At 40.3% G+C, this 21,624-nt stretch carries 12 protein-coding genes; 1 reads left to right on the top strand and 11 read right to left on the bottom strand.

What is annotated here, in order from left to right; translation table 11 throughout:
* Positions 1–42: 42 nt before the first annotated feature.
* From P20429_RS04240 to P20429_RS04280, 9 genes are all read right to left on the bottom strand, one after another.
* Positions 43–1,113 (bottom strand): hypothetical protein, encoded by a 1,071-nt coding sequence (locus tag P20429_RS04240; RefSeq protein ID WP_007585627.1) that lies wholly within the window; start codon positions 1,111–1,113, stop codon positions 43–45.
* A gap of 610 nt (positions 1,114–1,723) precedes the next feature.
* Complete coding sequence (locus P20429_RS21000) at positions 1,724–3,049, bottom strand: PAS domain-containing methyl-accepting chemotaxis protein (protein ID WP_007585625.1); 1,326 nt, start codon at positions 3,047–3,049, stop codon at positions 1,724–1,726.
* A 193-nt stretch (positions 3,050–3,242) separates the two neighbouring features.
* Positions 3,243–5,297, bottom strand: a complete 2,055-nt coding sequence (recD, locus tag P20429_RS04250; RefSeq protein ID WP_007585623.1) for an exodeoxyribonuclease V subunit alpha — start codon at positions 5,295–5,297, stop codon at positions 3,243–3,245.
* Entirely contained in the window at positions 5,294–8,872 is a 3,579-nt protein-coding gene (gene recB, locus P20429_RS04255; RefSeq protein ID WP_007585621.1) for an exodeoxyribonuclease V subunit beta, read from the bottom strand. Before recB ends, recD begins: the two co-directional genes overlap by 4 nt.
* Complete coding sequence (gene recC, locus P20429_RS04260; RefSeq protein WP_007585619.1) at positions 8,859–12,158, bottom strand: exodeoxyribonuclease V subunit gamma; 3,300 nt, start codon at positions 12,156–12,158, stop codon at positions 8,859–8,861. Before recC ends, recB begins: the two co-directional genes overlap by 14 nt.
* A gap of 161 nt (positions 12,159–12,319) precedes the next feature.
* Positions 12,320–13,381, bottom strand: a complete 1,062-nt coding sequence (locus tag P20429_RS04265) for an alkaline phosphatase D family protein (RefSeq protein ID WP_007585617.1) — start codon at positions 13,379–13,381, stop codon at positions 12,320–12,322.
* Positions 13,378–14,505, bottom strand: a complete 1,128-nt coding sequence (locus tag P20429_RS04270) for an alkaline phosphatase family protein (RefSeq protein ID WP_007585615.1) — start codon at positions 14,503–14,505, stop codon at positions 13,378–13,380. Before P20429_RS04270 ends, P20429_RS04265 begins: the two co-directional genes overlap by 4 nt.
* A 73-nt stretch (positions 14,506–14,578) precedes the next feature.
* Positions 14,579–16,948 (bottom strand): TonB-dependent receptor domain-containing protein, encoded by a 2,370-nt coding sequence (locus P20429_RS04275; RefSeq protein ID WP_007585613.1) that lies wholly within the window; start codon positions 16,946–16,948, stop codon positions 14,579–14,581.
* A gap of 202 nt (positions 16,949–17,150) precedes the next feature.
* Positions 17,151–18,194: an alkene reductase gene (locus P20429_RS04280; RefSeq protein WP_007585611.1), complete on the bottom strand. Its 1,044-nt coding sequence runs from the start codon at positions 18,192–18,194 to the stop codon at positions 17,151–17,153.
* 225 nt (positions 18,195–18,419) lie between these two features.
* Between P20429_RS04280 and P20429_RS04285 the strand changes: the two genes are divergently transcribed.
* Positions 18,420–18,809: a DUF2750 domain-containing protein gene (locus P20429_RS04285; RefSeq protein ID WP_007585609.1), complete on the top strand. Its 390-nt coding sequence runs from the start codon at positions 18,420–18,422 to the stop codon at positions 18,807–18,809.
* A gap of 68 nt (positions 18,810–18,877) precedes the next feature.
* Here the strand turns inward: P20429_RS04285 and P20429_RS04290 are convergent, their stop codons facing one another.
* Both P20429_RS04290 and P20429_RS04295 read right to left on the bottom strand, forming a co-directional pair.
* Complete coding sequence (locus P20429_RS04290) at positions 18,878–19,747, bottom strand: alpha/beta fold hydrolase (RefSeq protein WP_007585607.1); 870 nt, start codon at positions 19,745–19,747, stop codon at positions 18,878–18,880.
* A 107-nt stretch (positions 19,748–19,854) separates the two neighbouring features.
* Positions 19,855–21,180 (bottom strand): OprD family outer membrane porin, encoded by a 1,326-nt coding sequence (locus tag P20429_RS04295; protein ID WP_007585605.1) that lies wholly within the window; start codon positions 21,178–21,180, stop codon positions 19,855–19,857.
* Positions 21,181–21,624 lie beyond the last annotated feature (444 nt).

Genomic DNA, 21,624 nt, shown 5'->3' with positions numbered 1-21,624 from the left:
TCTTTTATAAGGCGTATAGTTTTTAACTACACGCCTTGTATGTTATGGAATCACATTATAAATAAGTGCTGATGCGCTTAAATTATTTGAATCCTTAATATAACGATATTGTTTTTTCCAAAACCAACTACCTGTAGTTTTATCAAACGTATTAAAACCTACAGTGTCACCTTCCACATTTACGTTATTCATGGCTATTGTTACATTACCTTTTCGCTGCGCGTTATGTATTTCGTTATGGCTATAACTGTCACTCATCATCATTGGATAATGGTTTGGCATAAAGCTACTTACTGCATCACCTTGCGATTTTAAATGGCCATTTGTATCAATACTGCTGCTACAACTTCCAAACGAGCCAGCCGAACTGGCACCACATGAAGAGTGCGATGCAACAACCGAATCATCATTGCCTTTTAAAAAACCACCCGTTAAACCCAAATATGCATTTCCATCGGCAACAAAGCGTAAACGTGGCGTACGTGCATCAGGAAATGGAGATATTTTACGTGCATTATTCACTTTTAAATCGTGTAATACACCAACGGCCTCGGTTACATCACTTCCTAGCCACCATTTGAGTGCTGCATCGACCGCAAAGTTCCATGATGCGCCAGTTAAAGCACTAACAGCTACGTCAGCCAGCTCACTTCCACCACCCGCGCCTGCCAAATCAAACGTAGCAACAATATTAAGCGGCTCTAAGCCTTCGTTTTCTAACCAGTTTTCTTGATTATCAATAATATGGCGTGCAACTAAGTCTCCTGTTGAATGTGTTACAAATACACAGCCATCACTGCATAAATTAGAGCGTGAAATTTGCTTTAGCTTTGGCCACACCCAATCGGTAGCAATTTTACCTTCAATACGCTCATAAGCAGGCCAATCAATTCGCTCATCTGCACGATTATTCCAGTACGATTGCCAATATGTTTCACCATCATTGATTACATCACTACCCGACTTATTTGTTATTTGCGAAGTTTGTAACCCATGAATTAATATAATTTTGTAGTCTTTACTCGCTGCAGAAAAGCTCATTAACATAGCTAACCCCGCACCAATTAGGTGGCTTGGCTTAATTAATTTGTGTGTGCGCTTTGTGTTGTTCATACAATTCCTCAATGTTGTGTACTTAATATTTTATTATCATTTAAGGTATTCATGTTGGTTTACATAAGCTTGTCAGCTTAGGTGTTCACTAGAGTCTGTTGTTCTTTGCGGATTAAAATTTGTTCAAACTAGAGGCTATTTAATCACGGCGCGAGATTTGTAACCTAGTGGGCTCGGTAACTGCTCCTGCGTTACTCTACTGGCTTACATCCATGTAAGAATAAGTAAAAACCGAGCAACAAAGAGTAAATAGCCTCTAGGAAGCACCCTTTGGGCAGCGTCTGTTTGGCATTAATGCTACGTTATCGCCTATTTATGGGGAACAACCACACTACTTAGGCTCTGCCTTGCCTAAATACCAAACAGACTGCTGCAAATTTAACCTTGAAAGATCAACAGACTCTAGTATTAGGAACAACGAACAAAAATGCAACAACTTATTATCATTTAGGGAAGAGAAGAAACTTATTTCATACTGATTAATGAGTTAATAGAGGTATAGTTGTTATATTTGAAATTATTAGATGGGTTTCAAGGGGTATATTGAGGGTAGTAAGATTAAAGCGGATACCATTGAAAGTGCCCGCTTTAGAATAAGGACGAAGCTAATCTAACCGTTAGCTTTAAGTTCACTGGTAAATTGCCCAATCGCATTTACAACTTCTTGTGCACCTTGTTGGATCTCTTGCATCACTTCACCAGATTCTTTAGATAACGCCAAGCCTTGCTCTGCCTTCTCTTTACCTTTTTCTATTACAGCCACCGTATTTTGGGTTTGTGATTGGTTGCGCTGTACAACTTCTACAATTTCTTCTGTTGCTTTTGAGGTACGCGATGCAAGCAATCGCACTTCATCTGCAACCACAGCAAAGCCTCGCCCCTGCTCGCCAGCTCTTGCCGCTTCAATTGCGGCATTTAATGCTAATAAATTTGTTTGCTCAGCAATACTACTAATGCTTTGTACAATACTCGATATTTGTTGCGACTGCTGATCAAGCGCTGAAATTTCATTTGCAGCTTGCTCCATGTTAATAGCCAGCTCAGTCATTACTGCGACTGTATCTTGTATAACGCTCGCGCCTTGCTCTGCTTTTTTATCAGTTTGGGTTGAGGTGCTATAAGCAATTTCGGCAGCTTGTGATATCGCAATTTCTTGATTTACTTGATCAGTGATAACAGTTGCAAACTTCATCACTTTATAAAGCTCATTCGCGTCATTTGAGATTGGGTTATATGACGCTTCTAGCCAAACAATGTTGCCATGTTTATCTACGCGCTTAAAACGCTCAGCAATAAACTTACCTTCTCTTAATTTAGCCCAAAATTGCAGATACTCTTGGGAATTATACTCTGAAGCCTCACAAAACGTACGGTGATGTTTACCTAGTATTTCACTTTCTTGATAACCCATTGCAGCTAAAAACTGATCATTTGCTTTTAATACATGGCCTTCTAAATCAAATTCAATTACCGCCATAGAGCGATATATCGCTTTAATAGTATCGCTTTGCTCGCGAGAAGCCGTAATTGTTTTTGTAAGTACACTTCCGAATATAGAAAAATAGAGCAACTGATCTTGCTCCCCTTTTACTGGATGTACTATTAAACGTAACCATTCAGCTTTACCATCGCTGCGCATAACTTGCAATGCACCGCCCCAATGCCCTTCTTTTTTAATAGCTTGCTGCAGGCTTTTAAATTCTGAAGATTGACGAGACGAATCTGTAATAAAATCGTCAAAAGAATTATTAGTTAGATCATCTTCACTGTAGCCTAGGTTTTCTAAAAACTTATCATTGGCGTGCGAAATTCGGCCATCATAAAGAATGTTTAGTACTAACATCTCTCGGTAAAGCCCTTCCCATACTTGTTGTAATGGGTAAAGTTCAGCTTTTAGAGAAGCTATTTCGTTTTGTTTATTTTTAGAAAAAAACATTAATATCCCTACTAATACATTCGATATGAAATGAAATTAATTTTATTATAGAAGATATTATTTATAACGCGATAAATAATAAGAGCTTTAATTACTAGATTCAGAAAGTTTTAAAATAGCCAATACATAAACACTGGTATCTACAAATATGTGGATACATCAATAAAATAACTTCTATGTCCCAGCAGAACCTTTAATTCTCAAACTTTAATCTTTCATACAATCCAGACGCTCTCGATACACTTTTATTCATCGCTAGTTGTAGTACTTTTTTATCAGCCACCAGCTCAAAGGTGTTTTTAGCACGGGTTATTCCCGTATACACTAATTGCCTGTTAATACCCATGCGCGCTTGTTTTAGCGGTGGCAGTACCATGGCTGTGTAGCTAAACTCTGAACCTTGTGATTTATGAATAGTCATTACATAGACTTTATCGTGCGCAGGGAGTCGTGCTGGCGAAAATGCTCGTTGATTACCTTGCTCATCAATAAATATGGCTTTGAGTTGATTACTTTCATCGGGCATTAAAATACCAATATCGCCGTTAAATAACTTAAGCTGGTAATCGTTTTGGCTCACCATAATAGGCATACCCGTGTAGTGGTGAGTATTAGGACTTACGGTAATTAAACCTTGCTGTTGCAACACGCGCTCTATTCGTTGATTTAAGCTATGAACGCCGTAATCGCCCTCTCGTACCGCAGCTAAAAGCTGATAACTAGCAAAAGCAGTATGCACCTGTGCAACGTCTGCACCTTGGGCAATTAAGTTAAGGTATTTTGCATAATGACTTGCTGCACATTTAACGAGCTTTTCAATCGGTTTTGCTACAAAGTCGTAATCTAAAATTACATCGTTAAAACGCCCTTCAGTACTTTCTTGCTCTACGTAATTTAAAATACCGGTGTTATTGGTGTTTACCGCAAGTGCTAGTTGACCAATACCGCTTTGTGCGTCAAATCGATAACTGTGCTGTAAAAAGGCAATGCAATCTGCAAGTTTAAATTCACTCGCACTTTGCGCTTCGAGCTTAGGGTCATTATTAAAACATAAGCTATTTAGCTCATCACAACGTCCTTGCGAGTAGCTTGGCGTTTGCCCAAGTGTTAAACCTTGGCATAAATCACTCATTACACTGCCGGTATCTACCGAGGCAAGTTGATCTTTATCACCTAGGAGTATTAATCGCGCGTGCGCGGGCAGTGCTTCTATTAATTTAGCCATCAGCGATAAATCGACCATACTGGCTTCATCAATAATTAGTACATCTAAATGCAGCGGATTGCTTTTGTTATGCCTAAATTTATTAGTAAACGGTTTTACACCCAATAAGCGATGAATAGTTTGAGCGCTTTGCGGGATCAGCGTTTTTATATCATCAGGGATCGTTGTGAGCTTATTTTTGGCACCTAAAATAGATTCACTTAAACGTGCAGCTGCTTTACCAGTGGGTGCCACCAGCTTAATACTAAGCGGCGCGGTTTCATAAAGTGACTGCAAAATAGCCAGCAACTTAGTCACTGTGGTAGTTTTACCTGTACCTGGGCCACCCGTGATCACACTAAAGCCTTTGGTGGCGGCAATCGCACACGCCACTTTTTGCCAATCAGTTTCAATTGTTGAATCAGCAGGAAAATAGGTATTTAAAAGTTCAGCCAATACTTCATTATTAATATTGAGCTTTCGCTCGCTCATACTTAATAGTCTGTCCGCGAGCGTTTGCTCATAACCGGCAAGGCGCGCAAAATAAAGTCGCTCGTTAAACAGTTGTAGTGGTTTATTATCGCCCACGCTTTCATGGTTTTGTAAATAACTGAGCGCTGTATGTACATTAAAGTCATCACTAAACGGGCTTAGCGCACTGGGTACATTGCCATCGAGTTTATTAAAGTCGCTTTTGCGCAAGTTAAAAGGATTGCTCCAATCAACTTCATTTAAGGTTAGGCAGCTATGCTGGCTTTGCTGCGATAAGCACAGCAATAAAATAATATAAAACAGTTCATTGTGAGTTTGCTCAATGTCATTAGCACACAGTAATTCAGCGAGCTTCACATCAACTACACGCAGTCGATTTTGCGCTAATAAATACTCAAGTAACGGGACTTCGGTAATCGTATTATTTAACACAATGTCCTCTAATGGGGCATCTTGTGCTACATTTTTTGAAGTAAGAGGCTCTGCGGCTTCATTATTAAGTGTCTCGTCAATATCGTCAAACAAGCCAGGTTGCTCATTTAAATCGCTCATAGCATAGCTCCTTGGCTAAATAAGCCATCTAAAATAGTTACTTGCTCTACAGTTAGCTTTTTAAAGTACACGCCTTGCCCTGCCGGCATTCCACGTAAAAACGTGTAATACACGCCGCCTAAATGGGTTTCTATCGAGTAATCAGCTATACGTTGTTTTAATAAACGATGCAGCGCTACCGTGTAGATTAAATACTGTAAATGATACTGATGACTGCTCATTGCTTGCTCAAGCATATCGCCTTCGTAATCAGCTGGCGTACTGCCTAAGTAATTAGACTTATAATCTAAAATATAATATTTGCCTTGATAGCAAAATATTAAATCGACAAAGCCTTTTAACAAGCCTTTTACTTGTGAAAATTCAAGCTTACTTTGCGTAAAGCCAAAATGTTTAACCAGCATTTCGTTTAGCTTAGGTGCGCTTAAGCTCTCAAGTGGTAAATTAAACTCCATTTCGACTAGGCAGTCGCTTGGTGTAAGCACACCTAATGAAAGAAGGCTGTTTTCTAGAGAGCTTTTATCTAGGGGGCACGCAAGAACATCGAGTACCCACTTTTCAGCCACTTCTCGCCATTGCTCACTTATGTGATACTTTTCAAGACTGCGCTTAACTACCTCAGATAAGTTTTGCTCGGTATTAGTTGAGTGAACTATTGGGCTAATAAAATCTATTTGTTCAAATATTTCATGCAAACAGCTACCCGGCTTTGGCCCTTTAGGAAAACTATAAGGTGATGGCAGTTCGTCCTCTTGCACTGCAAACTCGTCTTTTTCGTGATCTTCATCACTTCGCCCTGGGGCTAATTGGTCGCTGTGCTTTTTAAAGCTCAACGCACTAAAGCTGGTTGCTCGCCAGTTACGCTCAATATTTGCCGTTACTCTATTAACACTTAATGTTTGCTGCGCAATTTTACTATTACTAAAACAAAGCTTTCCCTGTTCTAATAACGTTTGCGAGGTAAATTGCTGATAGCTCATCGCGCTATTAGCGTCGCAAAACTCACTTAAATGCGTGCGCCATGTTTGGCTACTGGCAAGCTCAAGCCCTGCAAATAAAACATGCCCTAGTGCACTACTTTGCATTGCTAAGCGGCTACTTTGCCCTTGCCCAATGTTATAAACACCAAGCGCACAAAAATGCACAGCGCGAGTAAGTGCTACATACAACAGGCGTAAATCTTCTGCTAGGCGCTCTTGTTCTGCTTTTTGAAGGGCATCTTCGTCTTTACTTAAATCGTAAACTAGCTTGCCATTATTATGATAAAGCGCTTCTTTTGTTTCGCGATAGCCACTGGCAAACGGCATAAATACCAGTGGGTATTCAAGCCCCTTTGAGGCATGCATAGTGACAATTTTAACTAAGTTGGCGTCACTTTCTAGGCGTACTTGTACTGTTTCACCGTCTTGTTGGCTTACCTTTTGTGCAAACCAGCGCAGCAAACGCAGCGTGCCTTCAAGCTCTATTTGTTTTTGCTGAAGTATTTCGCCCAAGTGCCTAAAGTCCGTCAGCCAACGCTCAACGTTATATCCCAACCCTTGCCATTTAGCGCTAAGCTGATTATGGCTCATTAAGCGCTCAAGCATTGCCATAGCGCCTTGCTTGTTCCAAATGTGGCTAAGTTGTGCAAAAAAGTTTAAGTAGTCTTGCCATTTATTTTCATCATCGGCGAGTGCATGTATTTCGTTATAACTTAAACAAAATAATGGACCCGCTAAAACACCGCGCAGCAATGACTCGTCGTATTGACCATGTAGCGCCGTTAAAAAGTTAAGTAGGTGATGGCTAAGCTCTTGACTAAAAACGCTTTCGCGCGATAAATACACGCTGGCTATTTTGGCTTCGCTAAGCGCTTTTTTCATTATTTGTGCTTCAACACGGTCGCGCACTAATATACAAATATCGGCAGCGCTTACAGGGTTACTGCCAATGCACGCGTCCCCCTGTTTTGCTTTTTCAAGCAGGGTCACTATTTTATTAGCAAAGTGGGTGGCTAAATGCGCTTGCCCTACACCTTTGTTGGTTGGTTTGTTTTTTTCATCGGCAGCTTCATCCACAAATACATTAAATTCGAATGCGGTAGCGGGTTTGCCATCAATTAAAAAAGAGTCATCCGCTTTTTTGCCTTTAGCAGCCACTGCGTTAAACGGTATGGCGTCGTTATAAATAAAGCTATTAGCGTGTTTGCCAAATAAACTATTAACGCTATTTACTATATCGGTGCTTGAGCGAAAGTTAGTACCCAGCGTAAATTGCTGATCAATCTGTACAGCTTCTTTTGCGCCAATATACGTAAAAATATCCGCGCCCCTAAAGCCATAAATAGCCTGTTTAGGGTCGCCTATCATGGCAAGCGTGGTATTTTTTTGCTCATAAATTTTACTGAAAATACCGTACTGAATCGGATCGGTATCTTGGAATTCATCAATCATGGCAACCGGAAACAACTGCGCAATTTTTTGCGCCAGTACGTCGCCTTGCTCGTTATTAAGCGCACTGTGTAAATTGGTCAATAAGTCATCTGGGGTGATAACGCTTTGCTCTTGCTTGCGCTTAACTATTGCGGCTTTTACCCAGCGTGCTGCATGTTGTACAACCGCTATTTTAAGCCCTTGGTTTATGGTGTTATTAAGGGCGGCAAGCTCGTCAAACTGACTCAGTAATGGATGCACAAATAATGGCTGATTCTTTTTATAGTTGCCTGCATCGCTTAAGTTTTCTGTACTCCACACTTCAAACGAATACTTGCTAGTGCCAAATTCAAAAAACAAATCGCCGCCTAAACAAAATGCCTCAAGCGCACTAAGGCTGCCTTTTCGTGCTGGCGTTTTAGACCCGCTTAAACCCGAGCCTTTAATAGCACCGATAAACTCTTGCTCTAACACCGCTTTTTTAAATGCGGGTACACGGGTTATGTACTCGTCGCGGGCTTTCCACACATCGTCTAAATTTATTTGTGGCGTAATGTGCGCATTAGCTTTATTTAAAATGCTCGCCACTTGAGCGAATAAAGCCTCTGGTGCGGCAAATACCTCTAAAATAGCATCGGTGCGTTCTTTGTTAAGTGGGTATACAAACGCACGCCAAAAATCTTTAATAGTTTCGAGCAGTATGTCGCGCTCATCTAAAATAAATTCGAGATTAAATGCCACACCCGACTCAAACGCATGTTGTTTTAGCATCCGCTGACAAAAGCCATGAATGGTAAAAATAGCGGCTTCGTCCATTGATTTAGCAGCTGCATCGAGCAAATCAAACGCGCGGTGTTTATCATCAATTTTGGCAATTACGCCTTCAATGAGTTCGTCATTTGGGTCTTGCCCAAGCAGTGCGTCGCGTGCAGCAATGATTCGGCTGCGTACGCGGTCTTTAATTTCTTGGGTGGCGGCGTCGGTAAAGGTTACAACCAAAATTTGCTCAACACTGAGCGGCGTATTTAACTCACCCTCTATTTGCATACCTAGTAAGTAACGTAAATACAGCCCCGTAATCGTATAGGTTTTGCCGGTACCCGCACTGGCTTCTATTAAACTTTGACCAATGAGCGGCATAGTAAGAGGATTAAGCGCTTGCATGGTCACTCTCCTTTGCGTGTTCAAATAAAGGCGTGAGCAATTTATCACTCCATTTTATAAATTCTTCTTGGCAGTCGTTTAGCGATTGCACCGTTAAGCGAATATACGGGTTCTCGCCCTCGCCTCGCCCTATGTATTGCGGGCTAAATTTGCTCATTGCTTTTGTTATATCGCCGCCGCTTTTAACGTATTCATAACCACTTACCGGAAAAAACGGCACCGGCTCTGCGCGCAGCGCTTTGTATAACTCAAACCAATCAAGTAACAATGCATCGGCATCAGCTTTATTAATTGGCGCAAAGGTAATTTGCTTATCGAGCCCAAGTAACAATGTTTCTACTTGTTGACCCATACTTTGCGCTGCGAGGTGATAAATAAAGCCTTTAATTAAATCTTTCGCTTTAATACTCGCGCTGCGATAAAACACTTGTTTTTGCAAATAAACATGATTGAGCCATCCCTCTATTTTAGTGCCTTCAATGGTAAGCAAAACTTCTATTGGCTCACTTTTTCCGCCTTTAATGTGCTCTTTTACTTGCCCTGCAAGCGCGTCAACTCGGTGCTCCATACTCTCAAATATGAGGCTGCCTACATTGGCTTGAGGTAACTCACCCCGCTGCAGTATTTGCTCGGTACTCAGTGGTTGCTCGTTTATATTGGCTTTAAGTATTTCATCAAGGTAAAAATAACGGCGCAGCGCATCTAGGCTAAAGGGTTCTTCGTCTTTTGCTACTTCGTTAAATTGTGGCAGGCGTAAGCCCAATGTTTGTTGATAAAAGCTCTCTTGTGCGCTGCACACACTTCTAATAAACACATCAAGATCTAACTGATCTGGCACAGTCACATCAAGCGCAATAACTGGCTCTGGTTTAATTGACTCACTTGGCAGCCAAATTGGATTGTAACTGTGGTTGCTCAGCACAGTATTTGCTTGCTCATCGGCTAAATAGTAATGGCTATTAAAGGGCTGTAAATGCTGCTGATTAATTAGACATGCGGGCAGCGTTTTTTCACTCTTTTCGTTTAATACAAAACTACGCCCAATATATTCTAACAACTCACTTACAAGGGTTGATGGCATGCGCGGTTGGTTATCAAAACACGAGCGACCAATGTAACTCATGTATAGGTTGTCGCGGGCACTCAGTAGCGCTTCTAAAAATAAGTAACGGTCATCTAATTTACGTGATCGGTCACCTTTTTGCTTTTTAGAATAAGGCACTAAATCAAAACCAATAGGTTGTACGTTACGCGGGTAGTCGGCATCGTTTAAGCCCAGCATGCATACCACTTTGAATGGTACGGCGCGCATGGGCATAAGCGTACAAAAGTTTACTTGCCCAACCAAAAATCGCTGCCCTACGCCTTTTTCTTGAATGCCTTGTTTAACTAAGTAACTAACAATACGCTGCGAAACCGCTTTGCTGTAATCGCCGTTGTCGTGGTGCTTTTGTAACTCTTCGAGCACGTTTTGAAGTACTAATAAATCCCAGCTGTCGTCACTTTCACTTTCGTATATGGCGTTTAATAGCTCGCTTAAAATATGCGCTTTATTAGTGAGCGTGTCATCAGGCGTTAGCTGCTCTTTAAAGCTTTGCAGTACATCAATAAAGTGCACGAGCTTATTGAGTGTATCAAGCGCCATGCCTTCTACTTCGTCAGCGCTGTAAATACCGTTAAACGGGCATTGTTCGTCGCGCATAGCAATACCAAGCAGTAAACGGTTAAGCCCATGTTGCCAGGTATTTAAATCGATAGCGGGTAAATCAAAGCTTCTTTTATGCGCTGCGTTTATGCCCCATTTAACCCCAACACGTTCAAGCCAGTATTGAATTTGCTCGTATTCGTGTGCTTCAAGCCCAAATTTTTCGGCTATTTGCGTCACTTGTAATAAATCGAGAATATCCGACACACCAAAGCGCGAAAACGGTAAGTTAGCTAAACTCGCAAATGAACTAAGGACAGGCTTTTCTTGCTCTATGGCTAAATCGGCCAATGCGTAAGGAATAAAGCGGCTGCCTTGTGCCCCGCCAAATACGGCTTCAATATAAGGGCTGTAAGTGCCTACATCGGGCATCATGACGATTATGTCTTTGGGAGTAAGCGTTGGGTTTTGATTAAATAAGTTAAGTAAGTAGTCGTGCAAGCGCTCAACTTCTCTGAGCGGTGTATGGCAATCGCTGAGCGTAATACTGGTGTCGGTTGCGCTGATTGGTAATTTACCTTCGTCGTTTATAAACCACTCTTTGTTATCGGTCAGTGATTCGCCTTTAAACGCAAGCTGATAAATCTCGCTTTGTACTTGCCCTAGTAAGGTGTCGTCAAACACATCAATAAAACCATCAATCCAACGGGCATCTAACTGTACAAGTTGTTCAAAATAGTCGCGACCTAATTTACCCCACGACGATAACAACGGATTACCTATAAAGTAGTATTCTTCATCTGGGTTGGTTTGTTTTTTTTGTTGCGCTTCCACCAGCGGCATTTTGGCGTATTTAGCGCTTATTTTAGCTGCTGTTTTTTCATCTATAATATCGCCCCAGTAATGCTCACTCGGGTTAAAAAAGAATAATATAACCTCAGTTTTTTTACTCAGCGCTTCAAACACCTCTAGCTGGGAACTGGCAATCGCCGATATACCAAATAAGCTAATGCGTTGTGGCAGTAAGCTATTATCCATCGTCTCAAGGGCTGCAAGTAGCTGCCCTTGCATGTTAGCGCGATGAAATTGGCTTTGCCCAAGATCTTGACTTAGCTTTACAATGCGTCGCCATAAGTCAGGTTGCCATGGGGCAATGGTTACATCTACGTCATCAAGCTCATCTTTGCCACTATCCCATGTGGCTATCCAGTGCGGTCGGTACATTAAATATTGGTCGTACACATCGGCTATTTTTTCGCACAGCGCAAAGGTTTTTTGCCCGTCGATATCGCCTTCTAAATAGGTTTTTAGCGGCAAATATAATGGCTCATCAATACAGTTAGGTAAAATTGCAAACAGTTTCCAAGCAAGGTTAGGTTTATTAAATGCCGACTCTTTAGGGACATTTGGCAGTAATTGCTGATACAACTGCCAAATAAAGCTCGACGGCAGCGGAAAATCTACTTGCGCCGCAACCCCTAAGTTTTCGCTCAAACCTATTTTTAACCACTGCGACATACCCGGCGATTGCACTAGCACCACTTCTTTGTCGAACGGGCTTTGCAATGGGTTTACTTTTAACAGCTGGTGGAACTGCGCTTGCAGGGCTTCCATCCGGTTTGATTGAATAATATTTAGCATATAACACTGACCTTGCTTGAGATAAAACCAGTGTAAGATATTTTCAATATTAGGGGTAGCGCAAACGGGTAATTGGCTTTAATAAATCAGAGAGTTAAGAACTAATTTACAGATTTTTATACGCACAGCATCTATTTTATATACTGTGCGTAGTAGTGAGTTTATTTATAAGGGCTAATACTTGATAAACTAAAGTCACTTTGCATTATTACTTCGCCATCAATGCCTTTTAATTTAAGTGAAATAGTGGGATCTGTTTGCTGCCAATCTATGCTTAAATCACCATAATTTACGTTATGAGTAAAATCCCCTACTCGGTGTTTGTTAGGACTCACGTCTTTCCATTTTTCAGTTAAGCCAGAGCTGGTCATCTCAATTAATGGGTAATCAAGGTTTTGCTGATACTTTGATATTTCACCCCAGTGCGTATCGCCGCTGATGATCACTACCCCATTTACTTTATGCTTTTTAATCAATGTAAATAAACGGTTTCTATCTTCAGGAAAGTTTGCCCATGACTCCCAACCTGTAAAGTCAGGTAAAAGCTGTAAGCTTGAGGCAATCAATTTTATTGCAGCAGGCTTTTTAAGCTCTTGTTCAAGCCATTGCCACTGGGCTTCACCTAGCATTGATGCGCCATTAACTTCACTAGGACTATACGGGCCTTGGTTATTAAGTTTGCGCTTAGTGTAGTATTCAAGCTCACCTACATGGTTTAGCGCATCACGGTTCCAACGTAAATCAGGCATTATTACTTGTATGGTTTGCTCATTTTCACCATACATGTACGAGGTATAAATTCCATCAGGACGAGTGCGACGCGCTGAGTTTACAGGTTCATCCCAAAAATTAAGCATAATTTGGCGTGATTGCTCTTTATGCGGATACTCTTTACCTGCATCGTTTTGGCCATAATCGTGGTCATCCCACATAGCAATAATAGGCGTTTGCGCTTTCAACGTTTTAAAACCAGGCTTTGCCCCTAAACGTTGGTATTTTTCGGCAAGTACATCCATATCGTTGGTATCGCCATAAATATTGTCACCCAAAAATATAAACAAATCCCCCTGCTCTTTGTTAATTGTATTAAATATGGGTATGTTTTTATCTTGATGCCCACACGAACCAAATAGGATTTTAGATGGCGCGGCATTAACACTCGCGCTAATAACCAAACTCAACACCAAGGCAGATAGGGTTAATGGTTTTAATAGATTCTTCATTTTAAAATCTCGCTAATAGCAGGCGCCATATTTGAATTTATTTCATTTGGGTTCTGCCCAAGAGCCTTTAAAACGGTCGCCGCTATTTGCGCTTGTTTAAGCTCATTTTTAGTTTTAATTAAGCCACTACCTTTTATTGCGGGGCCAATGGCTGCAAGCCAAATATGTTCAGAGCCGACAATTCCTTCTGGGTAGGTATTTTCACCTAACTCTAGTTCAGCAAGTGCACGTTTAGAGCTGTGATGTTGCCAATCATTGGCATTATTGCCACGGCCGTGATCAGTAGTAATAATTAGTGTGGTGTTATTTTTATAACCCGCTGTAGTTTGAATGGTTGCCCATAAGTCTTTTATAAAGGCGTCACTTTGCCTTGCCGATTTAAGGTATTGATCGTAATGACCATCATGCGCAAAGTCATCGGTTTCGCCTAAACTTATCACCAACAACTTAGGCTTTTTAGCCAACATATACGCTTTAGCAAAGCGATATGTAAAACTATCTAGTCGTACGTTATACCAAGGACTGGGAATTTCATTTTGTAGCGCATTTAACAGCGGCGCATCGGTGAATAAATTCTCTTCAATTGACATAAAACCTGCATTTACATACACGTTACTGCGCTTAGTATTTACAATGTATGGGAATACATCCCAACTGCCAAATAAGGCAGTGCTATCTTTAAACTCAGGTAACTTATCTAAACGCTCTAAAATAGTTTTATTTGGGTTGAGCACTTTGTTATTACTATTTATATTTTCGTCAACTTCACCGGTGAGTATTTCGTTATAACCAGGGTATGAAAAATACCACGGGTTACTTACCGACATAGTAGAGCCGTTAGCTCTATCGCCAATTATAATCCCTTTTTTAGCCACTACTTGCGTTAAAAAAGGCATAAGTAATTGCAGGCGCTCATTTGTTGTTTTTGCCCAAAATTGGGTCTTTAATTGCTCAGGCTTTTTAACAAAATCAGTATTATTAATTAAGCTATTATCAGCCCCATTAAATACTTCTTGCCAGCGTACCCCGTCAAGCGTTACCAGCACTACATTTTGCGCTGCTGTTGCAAAGCTGCTCGCTAATACACTTAAGCTAAATAGTGTTACTTTTATAATTGTTTTCATCGCGTTTGCGCCCTTTCATATAATAAAGCCCATCAATGATGGGCTATATTTTAATTCAATTACTAAAACCTAATTAAAAGTCAGCGGTCAATGTAACTGCCGCAGTGCGAGGCGCACCAATGTAATAAGTAGAGCCGTTACCTGTACCACCTGCTAAGTAGCTTTTGTCAGTAACATTATAAACAACAAACGATACGTCAATGGCTTTAAACGGGCCTGCATCTACGTCAGTTGAATAACCTGCATTAAAATCAAGTACGGTGTAGCCGTCTACTTTATTGCGCGTGCGAGTGTCTTCGTCTTGCCATGCGCCTAAGCGCTCACCGGTGTATTTAGCCGATAAACCAACACGAAAGCCATCGCTAAAGTAATCGGTAGATACCACAAATAAATCCTCTGATGAATCTATTATGCTGTCGCCTTTTCTAAAGCTTGGTGCTACCTCATTACCACTTTCATCTCTTAATATTACGCCTTGTGAATCGTATGCATTTGGATCATCGGATGAATACTCAGAACTGCTATTTGTATACGACGAGTACACGCTCCAGCTTGGTGTTAGCATATAGCTTGCTGCAAGCTCGAGCCCATTTGAGTCAATACCCCCTACATTTACGTACGAGCCATTTGTACCAATCGTGTAATCAATGCCGTCTGTGCCACTACCAGGGGCAATAAAGGTAATGCGGTTATCAAACTTAACACTGTAAGCCGTTGCTGTAAGAGTTAGTCTGTCAGCTTGATAACGTACACCAAAGTCGATGTTGTCGGCAGTTTCTGGCTCTATGTTTGTAAGCGTTGAGCTGTCTCGCTCAAGTACACCGTCTTTTATTGCTGAAAAATTCTCGCTGTAACTGGCAAATAATTCTGTGCTGTTATTTAGCTGATACAATACACCACCACTAAATAACACGTCTGAGTCGCTATCTACTTTATCTGATCTTTCGTTAGCAAAGTGGTCGTACTTTTGTAATTCAACTAAATATTGTTTTGCACCAATATTTAATGTTAAGTCACCAAAATTAATCGAGTCTTGTAGGTACCATTTGAATGTATCGGTATCAAAAGTGTTTTTGTATTGTGTCCAGTAAGGCGTGCTATCAAAGTGATGATAAATACGCGCGTCAATTACTTTGTGCCAATCACGCGATTCATCACGTTCGCTTTGCTCATACCAAAAGCCCGCTTCGATATCGTGATCACCAAATGTAGCTTGGTAATTTGCCGTTACACCTAAACGATCTTTGTTGTAATGCGTATGGCGGTAAGACATAACCGGCGTTGCTGTTGCATCGTAACACGCAGGATTTAAACCAGGACCCGACTCCCATGGCCAGCTCAAACTTTGCGTACAATCGGCATTTGGTGCAAGCGGGTTGCCTTCACTATCAGCAAAACCATAAGAGCCTGCATTAGTGCCACCCTCGGTTGTTGGGTTGCCATTTTCATCAACCGGCGTTGTTAAATAAGGTGGGATCCAATCGCCGCGACCTGAATTTTTATGATAATAAGGACTAACGGTTAATAATGAAGTCGGCGAAATCGCGTATTCAAATTTTAAATAGCCTAAGGTATTTTCACGAAGCGTTCCCCACCCTTCTGCAAACATTTGGTCAAAGTGCGGAACTCCCGTCCAATTCCATGTTAGCTGATCCCAATCGGGTGTTTGTTCAAACTGCTCAAGGCTTACGCTGTTATAGTTTGTCTCGCTTACGTCGTCGTAAGATAAACGTCCGGTAAGTGTTAAGTCGTCAAAACTAGATACAAACTTAACCTCTGCATGTTGGTTGTCTTTGCCCCCATTACTGCCTGAACCAATCCAGCGACTTGTATCTGTTTGCGAGTAACTTACGTACGCTTGTGTGTTATTAAAAACAGTGCCTGTTTCATGTTTAAAGTAATAACGCGTGGCATCGTGACTCCCTGATGTATAAGCAAAGGTAGTGCCTTTTTCAAGGCTTGGGTCTTTACTTACAAAGTTAAATGTCCCGCCTAGTGCTTCAAGTGAAGCCGACTTAATATCAGAGGTACCTTGACCTACTTCTACCGTTGCTAAATTTTCACTCTCCAAGTAACGGTTAGCTTTAGCACCACCGCCGTAATTAGAGCCACCATTGGGAATGCCATCAACGGTCATACCTAATTGTTGTTGGTTTCCATCAATACTAAAACCACGCATGGTGATTGTAGTAGACCAATCGTCGCCACCAAATGCATCACCTTCATTTATGCTAATACCCGGTAAATTATCAATAACCGATAATATGCTCGATACCGAACTTTGTTGCTCAAGCATTGCAGGCTCAATAACATTGTTAGCGTAGCTCGTTGGTTTAGCAACCACGGTTACTTCTTCTATGGTGTTGTCGTTAGCATAACTAGATGTTGATACAGCCATGGCAATAGCCATGCTCAAAAGCGATTTGTTTTTTAAAGCGTACATTGTTGTCCCGTTTGATTTTAATTATGAAATATGAAAACGCGGACAGTATGAATTTTAAATATGACAACGAGGATGAACTTTATTTACATAAAAATTAAACAAATATGGAAGATTTATGGCGGGAATATGTACAAAAAAAGACACCCAAAGGCTTAACTTTGGGTGTCTTAATTATTTTCTAGAACTTATTACAAATAGTAATTTATTTCAATTGTGCAAGCATTTCATCGCTGTATGGTACTAACTCTTCACCGTTTGCAATTTTGCTAATGTAATCTGGGTTTGCAATAAGTGGACGACCAATAGCGATTAAGTCAAACTTAGCATCGTTAATAGCTTCTTTTGCTGACTCAAAACTATAACTACCTACGCCTACTAATGTACCTTTGTAGCCTGCTCGTAAAAATTCAGAGATGCTTTTGCCTTCAAGCGAGTCAAAGCGCATGCTGTCGTCAAAAATACCGCCGTGTAAGTACGCTAATTCTCTGCTTTCAAGTTCTGTTAATAAGTAATCAAATACCGCTTTATCGCGGCTATCTTCGCTCATATTAAAGTAAGCACCCGGTGTTAATCTAAGTGCAGTACGATCACTGCCCACAGCAGCAATAACCGCATCGGTTACTTCTAGTGCAAAACGCGACATGTTTTCAGGCGTTTGACCATATTCGTCGCTGCGTGTATTTGCAGCGTAATGTAAAAATTGGTCAACTAAATAACCGTTAGCACCGTGAATCTCTACCCCATCAAAGCCCGCTTCAATTGCGTTTTCAGCAGCTTTTGCGAAATCAGCAACTAGACTTTTAATATCATCAGTAGTGGCTGCTTTTGGTGTGATGTATGTAAGCTCACGCATACGAGGGACAGAGCCTTCAACGCCAATTGCTGATGGAGCAAGTACATCGCCATCAAAAAAGTGAGGGTGTGCAACACGGCCAACATGCCATAGCTGTGCAAACATTTTGCCGCCATTAGCGTGCACAGCGTCAGTTACTTTTTTCCAACCTTGAATTTGCTCGCTGGTAAATAAACCCGGAGTATTTGGGTAACCTTGTCCATCTGGACGAATAATAGTTGCTTCACTAATAATTAAACCGGTTTCGGCACGGCGAGCATAATATTCAACCATATCTTGTGTTGGCACTAAGTTATCGTCAGCCATACAACGCGTTAATGGCGCCATAAGTACGCGGTTTTTAAGCTCAATCGTGTTATTTAATTTAAACGGAGCAAGTAGATCAGTTGTCATTTTTCAATCCTTCATTAAGTATATGCTTACTACAATGTGGCCTTTTTACAAACATTCAAGCTTATTTTTGAATGATCGCTCAAATTAGTGAGAAATTATACTGATCAATCTACAAATTAGATCTGCATTGCTGAAATTAAATAGCAACTTTTCAACACTCTGTCATATAACTCGATATACTTGTGTGCATATAATTTAGATATAGTAATTAAAAGTGAGCTAATTATGACAACGCCAAATTTAAGCGAAGAACACGCAGTAATTTTAGGACTTGGAGCAAAAAAACGCCTAGCCTATATGTTCGAAACCGTACAACAGTTCAAGCAAGTATGGATTTTAAACGATGATGATGGCTGCGTTATGCTTGCCAACGAAGATGACGACTGTGTGCCAGTTTGGCCAACTCGTGAATTTGCAGAAGCATGGGCAACTGGAGAATGGGCTGGCTGCAGCGCTAAAGCAATCCCACTTGCTGACTGGTTTAGTCGCTGGACACCAGGCCTTGAGGAAGATGACTTACTTATTGCTGCCTTCCCTACAGAGGAAGATGATGGCACGATATTGTTTTCAGATGAGTTTGAAAAACAATTAAAAGCACCAAAGCAAAAATATTAAGGTTCAAAGCCTAAATACTCAGAGTTCTAAAATTTATAAACGCGGCACTTAATTTAGTAGCCGCGTTTTTATTGGCAATATCTAAAATTCAAATAAGCCTGCGTAATTGCATCTGGATTTTCTACTTGCGGATAATGCCCAAGCTCTACAAACTCTTGTACGCGCGCATTGGGGATCAGCTTTTTATAATGCTCAATCATATGCTTACCAGAGATGGGGTCTTCTGCGCCTGCTATAAACGTAAGTGGTATATTGTTATTTATGATGGCACCAACCCAGCGTTCTCTGTTTTGCTGCCTCTGCTTTATATAACTAATGAGTTTAGGCATAACGGCTAAACCATCTTTATAAATTAGCAACTCCCAAAGGGTGTCTACCACTTGTTTTGAAGGCGGTGTACTTTTACCAAAAATAGTAACTAGATTATTGGCAAATTTTTGTTTATTCATTAATTTTGGCACTATCCAACCTAGCTTTGAAAGTAAAAGCTTTTGTATAAATAAGGGTTTATGCACCTCAGGAAATAACCCACCATTTAAAAAGCACACACTGTTTATTTTAAAGTCACTTTGGCTAACGACTTGTCTTGCTAATAGCTCTTGAGCCACAGTATCGCCATAGTCATGAGCTAAAATATGTATATCATTAATATTTAACGTTTTTAAAAATTGAGTATATAAGTCGGCTTGTTCAGTAATTTTATAGCCTGCATTTTTAGGTTTATCTGACAAACCAAAACCTAGCATATCGAGTGTAATTACAAAATAATGTTCACTAAGGGTTTGCCACATACCTTCCCAGTCCCAACTAGCACTTGGAAAGCCATGTATTAAAAGCAGCGCAGGCTTAGTTATATCACCAGCTGTTTTAGTAAAAATTTGATGGCCACTAATTTGAGTAAATTGACCCTGTGATTGCCACTGTTGAAGAGAAAACATATATTAGCTTAATTTTTATTATTGATTTGTTAGTTTTATCATAAAGATAATGAAAAAAGGAAACAAAACCAATGCATAAAATTTGCATTGGCTTATTAAAAGTCATGTTAAAATTTAATAGTGTAATCTACATAAACTCGATGGTCAGCTCTATCGCCTTTAACACCATCAACACTGCCTGATTTTTCGGTTGTATAATCTACAAATAACCAACGTAAGCTTAAGCCTTTTATTTTCTCAACTTTATAGCGAGTATCTACAGCCCAATATTTTTCGTCGGCTGTACCACCTAACTTACCCAATGCAGAGTTTTCAGCATCGCTGCCGTCTGTGTAGTAAAATTTAGTTGTTAAGCCAGGCGATACTGCTTTCAAATCAATTCCTAAACGAGCTTGCCATGATGTTTCATTTTGGTTTGTTAAATCGGCACCAATTAATGAGCGAGTTGGAAATGGGTTTGTACCATGGTCGCCACTGAAATTATCTTCAATCCAAGCATCACTTACTTTAGTAAATGCCGCACCTACACTCCAAATATCTTTTTTCCAATCGGCATCTAGGTAATAGGCAAACCCATCGTTTTCACTTTTGGTTAAACCTGTTAATGCACCAGGTGCATCTTCATCATCTAAGTCACCACCCTCTGCGCCTGTTACAAATAAATCACCATCATCTTGTGAGGTAAATATGCCAGTTGAAAGGGTTAACTTACTTTGCTCAAGCTTAATGTCGTAACTGATTTTTAACCCGATTTTACTTAAATAATTGTGCGAATTTAAATATTCAGCCTCTAATATTAGATTGTCTTTTTTATGCGTAGCACCTACGCCCCAAATTACGCTAATAGCACCAGGTGCCGATTGATCGGTAGAAAAGTCTTCCCACCTATCATCGTGTCGACGGCTCCATTTATCGTAAACGTAACCGTATAATTTAGTGTTACCAATTTTGTAATCGCCAAAAACGCCTCTAAAAGTATTAGGAATAGCCCGACTCCCAGAGCTTTTAAGCAACATACTTTTGGTTTTTTGCCCACCTACTTTAACGTGACCGTTGTTGCCCAATTTAAAATCTAAAAAATATTGTCCAAATTTAGAAAAGCTATCGTCAACTCCACCGCTCTCATTACCTGCTGGCAAAATATTACCTGCGGCTGAACCCGTAGAATTAATATCCATCACGGTGTAAGTCGATACACCCACACTCACTAAATCGTTTATATAACCCGATGTGTAATTGAGCTCTATACCTTGAGCAAAAGTTGAATCGTCACTTGCGTCGTTATCGTAGTCGCGGTCAAAATAAATTGATCTAAGTTTTATATTAAATTCATCTTGTTCTGTCAGCCCATTAACAGCGGCATACGAAGGAATAGAAATACATGTTAATACTGCGCCTGTTGCCGCAAGTAATTTAGATACTCGGTGAGCCATAGTTATCTCCGTTACCTTGTTTTGTTTAAGTTTTCACTGTGCAGTGCATAGCAGCGTGTATTTTTTCGACCTACACGGCAAACAAGTCATAAGGTAATTACATTTTAAGTAATCACGTTTTCTTTCACGCTACTAAAATATAGAACAATATAAGTTTTTAATGTTTTAATTTTAATATTATAAAATATTAAGTGTTTGTTTTGTTTCGGATGAATTATAAAAGTAAGGTGAGCATCGTCTCTTGCTCGCTCGAACCTATACCGATAGTTCCCTTTAAAAGCGTCATAATATTGGTTAAATTTTACTTTATTTAAACTTAACAAAGTAAAGTTATAAGCAAAAACTAAAAGCTATCCGTTGTTTTTTGAGCACCTAATATTCACTAAAAAAATCGATAAATNTAAAAATCAACACCTTTAGCTAATACTTTTTGTTGTTCGCTAT

Origin of the sequence: Pseudoalteromonas sp. BSi20429, assembly GCF_000238895.1 — a bacterium.
In the GTDB taxonomy this organism is placed as follows: domain Bacteria; phylum Pseudomonadota; class Gammaproteobacteria; order Enterobacterales; family Alteromonadaceae; genus Pseudoalteromonas; species Pseudoalteromonas arctica.
This window is presented reverse-complemented; position numbering and strand designations above follow the sequence as displayed.